The organism is Thermostichus sp. OS-CIW-33, from assembly GCF_054059615.1.
This window is the reverse complement of the sequence record NZ_JBSSCH010000037.1, coordinates 1-9,631: the sequence shown is the minus strand read 5'-3', so window position 1 is coordinate 9,631 and position 9,631 is coordinate 1. Positions and strand designations below refer to the sequence as shown.

The following is a 9,631-nucleotide window of genomic DNA, read 5'->3' as shown; positions in this document are numbered from 1 at the left end:
GATGGACTGACGCAGCTCCTCGATTTCCCGCAGACGGGCGGCGTTCTCCTCGGCAGACTGGGTGCGGCTTTCTTGGATGGACTGACGCAGCTCCTGGATGGATTGGCAGAGCTCCCGGATTTCTCGGCTGTTGGCAGCAGTCTGTTCAGCCGTCCAAGCCAGCAGTTGTTCCACCCGGTCTAAGCGGTCTTGGCTCTGACTATTCACTCCGATGCCTCGCCTTGTGATGCAATCGATAAACTCCATCCGATTATAAGTGGAGTTAAGCTCAGCCAAACAGGATAGGGGGAATGGTCATTCCCAGAGCCGCCGGATTGGAGAGCGATGCAGCAACTGGTGGGCTTCGGCCAGCAACTCCGGGATAGGCAGATGTTCTGGGCAGCGGGGTAAGCAGTCACCGCATTCGGTACAGCGGTCGGCAGGTGACCCCGGAAACCAATGCCCAGCTTGGCCGAACATGTTGTAGCGGTACCGAGCAAACTCCGTCATCTCGTGGGCAATGGCCAAGTTGCGCAAACGCAGCACTTCGGGAATGTGGATCCCTTCTGGGCAGGGCAGGCAGGCGTAGCACTGGGTGCAGCGGCTGGATCCCAAGCGTTCCTGCTCGGCTTGGCGCAACCGCTCCTGAATCTGAGGGCCATCCACCCACCACCGGTCGGGATCCTGTAAAGCCGACAAGGCCACCTGTAGCTCCTCAGGATGAGTGATGCCCAGGCTGAGGGTGTGAACACGGGGATCCGCCAGCAAAAAACGATAGGCAAACTCCAAGGGGCTGAAAGGTGCACAGCACTCCTGCAGGTGTTGGGGCGGGCGATAGAGCATTCCCCCTTTATCGGCAGGAGAAATGATGAACACGCCCATATCTTGCTGGGCAGCCGCTTCTAGGGCCGGTGCATTGCGCTGTTGGAAAAAGTGATAGTGCAAATTAACAAAGTCAAAGCATCCTGTCTGGATGGCCTGCAAAATTAACTCCAGGGATCCATGGGTGGAAAAACCAATGTGGCGCACCCAGCCTTCCTGCTGGAGCTGCTGGAGAATCGGCAGCCCTTTCTGCAGCACCCACTCCAGGTGTTCCGGCAGGTTGATGCCATGAAAGGCAAATTGATCCAAGTAATCCACCCGCAGACGGCGCAGGGATCCCTGAAGCCGCTCTCGCAACCCATCTGTGGGAGTGAGTTTGCTGGTCAGAATCAACTGATGGCGTGAAAAGGGCAGGGTTTGCAAAATCTCGCCCAAGAGCACCTCGGCATGGCCATAAGCCTGAGCCGTTTCGATGTGGTTGATCCCTGCGGCTAGGGCTGCCTCAACGGTTGCCTGAGCTTGATCCCTGGGCACATTGACCAAGCGCATGCTGCCCAGAGAAAAAACCGAGACCAGCTGTCGGGTGCGCCCAAAGCGACGGTAGAGCATTGCGGCTGAGGTGATGCCAGCAACTCCCATCAAATCACCCCCCAGAGGCGGGAGACAGCTTCAGATGGCCGGGCACAGGCATGGTTTCCCTCAGGAGGGGTTTTTGCCCAGCAGTTCTGCCGCCAGCAGGATCGCCTGCTTGAGGCTCTCGCATCGGGCCACCCCTTGGCCGGCAATGTCGAAGGCGGTGCCATGATCGGGAGAGGTGCGAACAAAAGGCAACCCAATTGTCAGGTTGACTGCCCGGTCAAAAGCCAGCATCTTCACCGGGATCAAACCTTGATCATGATAGAGAGCCAAGTAGGCATCTGCCACAGTTGGGGATCCCTGGCCATGCCAGGCTTGCGCGGGAGCCAGCCACATGGTGTCGGGGGGAAGCGGCCCCCAAATTTGGGCGTGGGCATAGGTGCGCAGCAGCTCGGTCAGCCATTCTTTTTCCTCCGATCCCAGTTGCCCCTGTTCGCCGGCATGGGGATTCAGGCCGGCTACTGCAATCACAGGATCCCGGATCCCAAAGGTGTGGCGCAGGGATCCCACCAGCAAATCCAGCGCTGTCCGCACCCGCTCTGGAGTCAGCACGGTGGGCACCTGGCCGAGGGGAATATGGGTGGTGGCTAGCAAAACCCGCATCTGCCAGCCACTGTGGGGGGAACGGGCAACAAACATCATCCCGTAGCGTTCAGACCCACTCAGTTGGGCCAAAACTTCCGTTTGGCCAGGGAACCGGTAGCCAGCTCGATGCCAGAGATATTTGGCGATGGGTGCTGTCACGATCCCCTGAAACTCCCCCTGCAACGTCCGTTCGACCGCCGTTCTCAGGTAAGCAAAACTAACCGCACCACTGTCGGCATCCCTTTGACCAATACAGCCAGGCTGTAACCGAAAGCCTGTGTCGCATTCCAGCATCGGGATCCCTGCCGGATGGGCCAATGGAGCCGGCGACCGATCTCTCAGCAGGCGATAGGTGGCTTCTAGAACCTGCCGATCCCCTACAACCGTGATGTGGGCGCAAGACTGCACCTCAGGATCCGCCAGCGCCTTGAGCACAATTTCCGGCCCAATTCCCGCGGGATCCCCCAAGGTCAGCGCCAGTTTGGGCCGTGGAATGCTCATGGTGTCTTTTCTTGAGAAGACGGACGATCCCCATGTTCCAGGGGAAAGAGAGTGCTGAGGAAAGCTGTGGGGAAGGTCGCCATCCCTTTGAGCAAGAATTCTGAGCTCAGCCTATCAAGTCAGCTGCAAGGGGATCCATGCCGGCAAAATGGTTTAATGAGGGTTTAGCGATATTGAACCTCTATGGCCGAGACATTCCTTTACAACGCCTTGCGTGCTGCCCTCGACGAAGAAATGGCCCGGGATCCCAACGTATTTGTTTTGGGAGAAGATGTCGGCCATTACGGCGGCTCCTACAAAGTCACCAAAGACCTGTATCGCAAGTACGGGGAGATGCGCCTGCTGGATACCCCCATTTGCGAGAACAGCTTCACCGGCCTGGCCATCGGGGCAGCCATGACCGGCTTGCGCCCGGTGGTGGAAGGGATGAACATGGGCTTTCTGCTGCTGGCCTTCAACCAAATTGCCAACAATGCCGGTATGCTGCGCTACACTTCCGGGGGCAATTTCAAGATCCCGATGGTCATCCGCGGGCCGGGCGGGGTGGGTCGTCAGTTGGGAGCAGAACACTCGCAGCGGCTAGAGGCCTACTTCCAAGCGGTGCCCGGGCTTAAGATCGTGGCCTGTTCAACTCCCTATAATGCCAAGGGCTTGCTCAAGTCCGCCATCCGCGACGACAACCCCGTTCTCTTTTTCGAGCATGTGCTCCTGTACAACTTGAAAGAAGATCTGCCAGAAGAGGAATACCTTTTGCCTCTGGACAAAGCCGAAATCGTCCGATCCGGCTCCGATGTTACCCTGCTCACCTACTCCCGCATGCGCTACCACGTGCTCAAGGCCGTGGACACTTTGGTGCAGCAGGAGATCGACCCTGAGGTGATCGATTTAATCTCGCTGAAACCTTTAGATATGGGAACCATTGCCGCTTCGGTGCGCAAAACCCATCGGGTGATCATTGTTGAGGAAGACATGAAATCGGGTGGCATTGGAGCGGAACTGACAGCTCGCATCATGGAAGAACTGTTCGATGAGCTGGATGCGCCGGTGATGCGTTTGGCTTCGCAGGACATTCCCACCCCCTACAACGGCACGCTGGAGGCGGCCACCATCGTGCAACCTGCAGATATTGTGGCGGCGGTGGAGCGGCTCCTCTACGCGGATTAGAACCCCCAAAAATCCCTACAAAACAGCGCCGAAATCTATCTCCCAGCAACTTGCAAAATCCTCAGGGCAACCTTGCTAAGATTTCCATGGCAGGGATCCGCGAATATGCAAGGCGTACTGCTGATCCTCTACATGTTGGTTGTCAGTGGCCTGATTGCCGTTGTTGGGGATCGGGTGGGCTACCGCATTGGCAAAAAGCGCCTTACCTGGTTTAACCTGCGCCCCCGCCATACCGCCATTCTGGTGGCCGTGGTGACCGGCGTGAGCATCTCCGCCCTGACTTTGGGCACACTGCTGCTCCTCAACCGCTCTCTGTCGGAGGCCCTGTTCAGCTACACCAACCAAATTGCCCAGGCGGAGCAAGAGCTGCGGGCCCTCAACCGCCAAAAAGCCCTCTTGGAAGCGGAAAATGCCGCTCTCAGGGTTGAGCGAGACCACCTCAAGGTGGATCTAGATCAATTTCGCACCCAGCAGTCGGCAGCCCAAACCCGCCTGAGCGAAGTGCGCGATCAGCTGGCAGTGGCGCTGCAGGAGCGGCAGGAGGCGGAGGCCAAGCTGGCGGCAGCCAACGAGCAACTGGCCAAGGTGCAGCCCAGTTTGGATCGAGCCCATGCCGAGTTGGAGGCAGTGAAGGCAGAGGTGGAGTCGGCCCGCCAGGTGATCGCCACCCTGGAGTCGCAAAAACAAGCCCTGCAACTGGATCGGGATCAGCTGGAGCGCTCCCTGGATGTGGTGCAGGCGGCCTTAACCCAACTGGAGAACCAGAAAAACCAGCTTGAGCAGGAGATCGAGCAGCTCAACCAATTGGCGGTGCGGCTGCGGCGGGGGGAACTGGCCATCTTGGCGGGGGAAGTTTTGGCAACAGGAGTTGTGGAGGCTCCAAGAGGGGCAAAACCAGAGGCGATCCGGCGGCAGTTTGAGCACCTTTTGGCCCAGGCGGAACAGCGGGCCCTTGCCCTTGGATCCCAGCCCATGCCCCCTCTGGAAAACGCGATCTTGATCCGCCGCGAGGATGCCGATCAAGCCTTGGAGAAGTTGCAAGAGCCCGGTAGCTGGGCGGTGCGCATTCTCTCTGTTACCAACCGGCTCAAGGGGGAGCCTGTGCCTGTGCTCGTGCAGATTTACCCCAACCAGCGGATTTTCGCCAAGGGATCCGTGCTGGCCCATGGGGTGATTCAACCGGGTTTGAGCGAAAATCAGATCCAACAGCAACTGCTGGGGCTGCTGAACCAGGCCAATCAGCGCTCGCAAGAGGAGGGGCTTCTCTCCGATCCCATCACCGGCACCGTTGGGGAGTTCTCCCAGGTCAAGTTTCTGGAAGTTGTGCAGCATCTCCGCCAGAGCACCACCCCTCTGGATGTGAAGCTAGTTGCCGACACCGACATCTACACAGCGGGGCCATTGCGGGTGAGTTTTCTGATGGCAGAAGCTTCCGGTCAACCCGGCTCTTCTGGGGCTCAGCAGGCGGGGCGTCCTGAGGGATGACGGATCCACTCCACCCGGCAAGACTGAAGGGCCAACGAGTGCTGATCGGTTTCGACCCAGGGCGCGACAAATGCGGCATTGCTGTGGTGCAGGTGTTTACGCAAACGGAGCTGAAGGTTTTACACCGGGAGGTGGTCCCTTCCGCGGCAGCGCTGTCTAGACTACAAACGCTCCGGCAACAGTTTCAGGCGGAGCAAGTGATCCTGGGCAATCAGACGACGGCCCAAGCCTGGAAGTCTCAACTGGAATCCATTCTCCCCCCGCAGCAGATTGTCCTGGTGGATGAGCGGCACAGCTCCCAAGAGGCCCGTCAGCGCTACTGGGATTTTTACCCACCGCAGGGATGGCAGCGGCTCTTGCCCAAGGGGATGCGGGTGCCGGCCAAGGCTTACGATGATCTGGTGGCTCTCATTCTGGTGGAGCGGTACTGTCGTGGGCGAGATACGGCTGAGCCGACGTGAGCTGCTGCAGGGGATCCTGCTGGGGCTGGTGGCAGCAGGATGTGGGGGGCCGGATGCGCACTTGCCTCTTATCGTGGCGCTTAAGCAAGGGATCCCTGCCAGTTTGCTCAACGAGTTTCGCCGCAGGACTCAGGCCCGCTTTCGGCTGCAACTGTTGGATAGTCGGGATCAGTTGTTGGCCTATCTCCGGCAAAGTGTTCAGCCGGCTGATCCGGCCTGGTGGGATCCGGGGGGATGGTTCCGGCGGCGGCTGCCGGTGGCGGCTTTGAGTTTGTTGGGGGCCGACGCTTTGGATCGGGCCATAGCTGCCGGTTGGCTGGCTCCTCTGCCGGCAAGCCTGTTGGGAGAACGATGGCAGAATCTGGATCCCCGTTGGCAAGCTGCGGCACTCCGGGAGGGGCAGATTTGGGGTGTGCCCTGGCGCTGGGGGGTAACGGCCATTGCCTACCGCCGGGATCGGGTGAGGGAGCCCATTCGGGACTGGGCGGATCTGTGGCGGCCTGAGCTGGCCGGCAAACTGACTCTGCCGGATCATCCGCGGGAGGTGATTGGGCTAACCCTAAAGAAAATGGGCCGCTCCTACAACGATCCCCTCAACCCTGAGGATGTGGAATTACGGCAAGAGCTGGGATCCCTGCACCGTCAGGTTTTAACTTACACCTCTTCTGACTACCTGCCCATCTTGCGCTTGGCCGATAGCTGGGTGGCCGTGGGCTGGTCGCAGGATCTCTACGCCACCCAAGCCAACTACCCTGAGCTGGCAGTGGTGATCCCGGCCTCCGGATCCGCCATCTGGTGGGATGTCTGGGTGCGACCCCACGTCGAAGACAATGCCCACACAGAATCAACCCAGACCGATTCCGGATCCCTGTTGGCTGACTGGCTTGATTTTGTCTTGAATCCTGAATTTGCCCCCCGCTTGGTCAATCTGAGCGGGATCCCTTCGGTTTTGCCGCTGGATTTGGCTCAACTTGCCCCACGCCTGCAACGCAGAGCCGACTTGCAAATCTCCACTTGGCAACGCTCGGAGATCTGGCGCCCCTTGAGCTCAGCCGAAGCCGAGTCCTATCTCAACCTCTGGGATCAAATGCGGCGGGGCCTTTTGTAGAAACACAGCGAGCGCGAGCCCTCCACTCTGCAACACTTCGTCAAGGTCCGCAATGCTTCTGAGGAGCTGTGGTAGGATGCCTGCTGTCTGATGAGCCAGTTGCACTTGCATCGAGGAGAGCACCTTGAGTCTGAGAGTTGCTGTTGTGGGGGGCGGCCCAGCCGGAGCCTCTGCTGCCGAAGTTCTGGCCCAAGCGGGAATTGAAACCTTTTTGTTTGAGCGGAAGCTGGACAATGCCAAGCCCTGCGGGGGCGCCATTCCCCTCTGTATGGTCTCCGAGTTCGACCTCCCCGAGGGGATCATCGACCGCAAAGTGCGCAAGATGAAGATGATCTCCCCTTCCAACTATGAGGTGGATATCGCCCTCGAAAAAGAAAACGAGTACATCGGCATGTGCCGCCGCGAGATCTTGGATGCCTTCTTGCGCAATCGTGCCCACCAAAAAGGGGCGGAGCTGATCAACGGCAAGGTAATGCATCTGGAAATCCCCCAGAATGGCCGGGATCCCTACATCCTGCACTACAACGATTTTTCCGACGGATCGAGGCAAGGGGTGCCGCGTTCTTTGGCTGTGGATGTGGTGATCGGGGCGGATGGGTTCCACTCCAAGGTGGCAGAAGCCATTGGTGCTGGCGACTACAACTATGCGCTGGCCTTTCAGGAGCGCATCCGGCTCCCGGACGACAAAATGGCCTACTACGCAGAGCGGGCAGAAATGTATGTGGGGGACGATGTTTCTCCAGACTTTTATGCCTGGGTGTTTCCCAAGTCCAACCATGTAGCCGTGGGCACCGGCACCATGAGGGCAAACCAAGCCCACATCCAAAAGTTGCAAGCTGGGATCCGCGCCCGTGCTGCCGAGCGGATTCGAGGAGGCCAGGTGATCAAGGTGGAAGCCCATCCGATCCCAGAGCATCCCCGTCCGCGCCGTGTGGTGGGCCGTGCTGCTTTGGTGGGAGATGCGGCGGGATACGTAACCAAATCCAGCGGCGAAGGGATCTATTTTGCCGCCAAGTCAGGCCGCATGTGCGCCGAGACCATCGTCGAGACCTCCAACGGTGGGGCGCGCATCCCCAGCGAAGAGGATCTCAAGCTGTATCTTAAGCGCTGGGATCGCCAATACGGCCTGACCTACAAGGTCTTGGACATCCTGCAGCGGGTGTTCTACCGTTCCAACGCTACCCGCGAAGCCTTTGTGGAGATGTGCGCCGACCGGGACGTGCAAAGGATGACCTTTGACAGCTACCTCTACAAGACGGTGGTGCCCATGAGCCCTTGGGTGCAGTTCAAGATCACGGTCAAAACCTTGGGCAGCCTGATTCGCGGCAACGCTTTGGCTCCCTGAAGTAACCCTACTGCCACTGGAAGGTCACCGTAACGCGATCCCAGTTGGCCTCGGTTTTCAGCACACTGGCAGAGGCCCTTTGTCCGGGGGGCACGTCGCTGGGCTCAAACGCTGCCACTCGCGTATCGACAACTTCCTCCCCCCGGTAGAAGGTGAAGCGGGCGCGGGCGTTGAGAACCGTGCGGGTGCTGCGGTTGATCGCTTCCACGCTTAGGCGGCTACCGGCCCCCACTCGTTCTTCCCGGATGGATCCCACGATTACAAAATCTCCTGGGCTAGCGGCAGACTCGGCTGGGGTGGCGGTCGGAACTGGGGTGCCAGGCTGTGGGGCCGTCTCGCTTTGCTTGGGATCCGACTGCCTCAGCAGCTCCAAAACACGGGCCAACTCCTGCTGAAAGAAAACAAAGGCTTCCCGCGATTGGTTGGCCACCTGGGCCAAAATCAGTCGATCCGACTCCTCTACCGGAATTTCCAGGAGGGGAGCTGGCCCTTTTAGGGTGACTCGGATGCTGGCGACTTCTTGGTTGATGAACTTATCCAGGTAGGGAAAGATGTTGAGAATGCAATCTTGGAAGGATCCCATCGGCATGATGCGATTGTTGGTCAGCACCAAGTCGGCCCGCTCACAGCTAGTCCGATCCTCCATATCAATTTCCAAGGGCACCCGAAAGGAGCCGAGGCTGGTGTTGGTGATGGTAACCCCAATGCCGTACACCTCCTGCCGCCAGCCGTGAACGATCTCCAGGCTGGGGCTGGTGACTTCCTCGGTGAAATACTCTCCGGCCCAGGTCGGGGATCCCCACAGAGGCAGGGCCAATAGCAGCACAGGGAAATGGCAGGTCAGTCTCCCCTTCACCTCAACCTTCCTTAACTCAACTCGCGGACTTTGGGGCAGAGCAGCGGTGTTTCTTGCTCCCCCGGAATGGCAATAGCCTAACCTAGGGTCGGCGCAAACCAGGGGGAGTCTTTGAATAATCTTTCCAACAATAACGGCTTTGAACTTCATCCGCTCTGCCCAAAAATAACCCGGTGCCTATCTTCATCAAGCTGGGGGTTGCCTTGGCGGTGGATCCCAGGGGCCATTTTGTCGGGGCAGCGCCACGGGCTCTGCCGTTTTCCGCTGGGATCCCGTCTGCGATAGGATCAGAAAGTCCAGCTTACTAGCGCAGGAGCCCCGCCCTCTGTCCGTAGGACGAGGGTCGGGAGGAATGCGGAAGTTACGATAGAACCATGACCCAAGTCCTGACCGTCTCCTGCAAGCTCAAGGTGTCCCAGTCGCAAGCCGCCAAATTGGACGCGACCTTGGCTGCTTTCGGCCAAGCCTTGAACTGGGTCAACCAAAACACACCAGAGAAGGTAGTTAACGCCGTTAAACTTCAATCTCTGTGCTACCGCCAAATCCGGGCCCGGTTCGGCTTGTCCAGTAACTTGGCTCAGCAGGTCTGCAGATGGCTGGCCGGTGCCCGTAAAGTTGCCCGACAGAAAAACCGTCCGGTCAAAGCGTTCAAGAGAGGCTTTGCGACCTACGATGCCCGTATCTTTTCG

General features: G+C 58.9%; 8 protein-coding genes and 2 pseudogenes. 6 read left to right on the top strand and 4 right to left on the bottom strand.

All coding sequences use genetic code 11. The annotated features are described in order from the left end of the window. From ACVWZG_RS13715 to pdxA, 3 genes and pseudogenes are all read right to left on the bottom strand, one after another. Positions 1-207: pseudogene (locus ACVWZG_RS13715) on the bottom strand (hypothetical protein); the annotation flags it as partial. Positions 208-294: 87 nt separating this feature from the next. Continuing rightward, a complete protein-coding gene (locus ACVWZG_RS13710) occupies positions 295-1,410 on the bottom strand; it encodes an aldo/keto reductase (RefSeq protein ID WP_457407490.1) in 1,116 nt (371 codons plus the stop codon). 90 nt (positions 1,411-1,500) lie between these two features. Continuing rightward, entirely contained in the window at positions 1,501-2,523 is a 1,023-nt protein-coding gene (gene pdxA, locus ACVWZG_RS13705) for a 4-hydroxythreonine-4-phosphate dehydrogenase PdxA (RefSeq protein WP_457407486.1), read from the bottom strand. A 183-nt stretch (positions 2,524-2,706) separates the two neighbouring features. Between pdxA and ACVWZG_RS13700 the strand changes: the two genes are divergently transcribed. From ACVWZG_RS13700 to chlP, 5 genes are all read left to right on the top strand, one after another. Continuing rightward, the gene (locus tag ACVWZG_RS13700) at positions 2,707-3,687 is read left to right on the top strand and encodes an alpha-ketoacid dehydrogenase subunit beta (protein ID WP_414331610.1); all 981 of its coding nucleotides are present in this window, start codon (positions 2,707-2,709) and stop codon (positions 3,685-3,687) included. A 105-nt stretch (positions 3,688-3,792) separates the two neighbouring features. Next, positions 3,793-5,172, top strand: coding sequence for a DUF3084 domain-containing protein (locus tag ACVWZG_RS13695; RefSeq protein WP_414406884.1), 1,380 nt, complete (start codon positions 3,793-3,795; stop codon positions 5,170-5,172). Next, the gene (ruvX, locus tag ACVWZG_RS13690; RefSeq protein WP_457407488.1) at positions 5,169-5,633 is read left to right on the top strand and encodes a Holliday junction resolvase RuvX; all 465 of its coding nucleotides are present in this window, start codon (positions 5,169-5,171) and stop codon (positions 5,631-5,633) included. Before ACVWZG_RS13695 ends, ruvX begins: the two co-directional genes overlap by 4 nt. Continuing rightward, on the top strand, positions 5,605-6,741 hold the full coding sequence (locus ACVWZG_RS13685) for an extracellular solute-binding protein (protein WP_414409255.1): 1,137 nt from the start codon (positions 5,605-5,607) through the stop codon (positions 6,739-6,741). The genes ruvX and ACVWZG_RS13685 overlap by 29 nt, the downstream gene beginning before the upstream one ends. A 124-nt stretch (positions 6,742-6,865) precedes the next feature. Then, the gene (gene chlP, locus ACVWZG_RS13680; protein ID WP_414331046.1) at positions 6,866-8,086 is read left to right on the top strand and encodes a geranylgeranyl reductase; all 1,221 of its coding nucleotides are present in this window, start codon (positions 6,866-6,868) and stop codon (positions 8,084-8,086) included. A 7-nt stretch (positions 8,087-8,093) separates the two neighbouring features. Here chlP and ACVWZG_RS13675 read toward each other — a convergent pair whose 3' ends face one another. Next, on the bottom strand, positions 8,094-8,942 hold the full coding sequence (locus tag ACVWZG_RS13675) for a hypothetical protein (protein ID WP_414331048.1): 849 nt from the start codon (positions 8,940-8,942) through the stop codon (positions 8,094-8,096). Between the two features lie 374 nt (positions 8,943-9,316). On the opposite strand from ACVWZG_RS13675, the pseudogene ACVWZG_RS13670 reads away from it, so the two are divergent. Continuing rightward, positions 9,317-9,631 (top strand): annotated as a pseudogene (locus tag ACVWZG_RS13670) (RNA-guided endonuclease TnpB family protein); the annotation flags it as partial.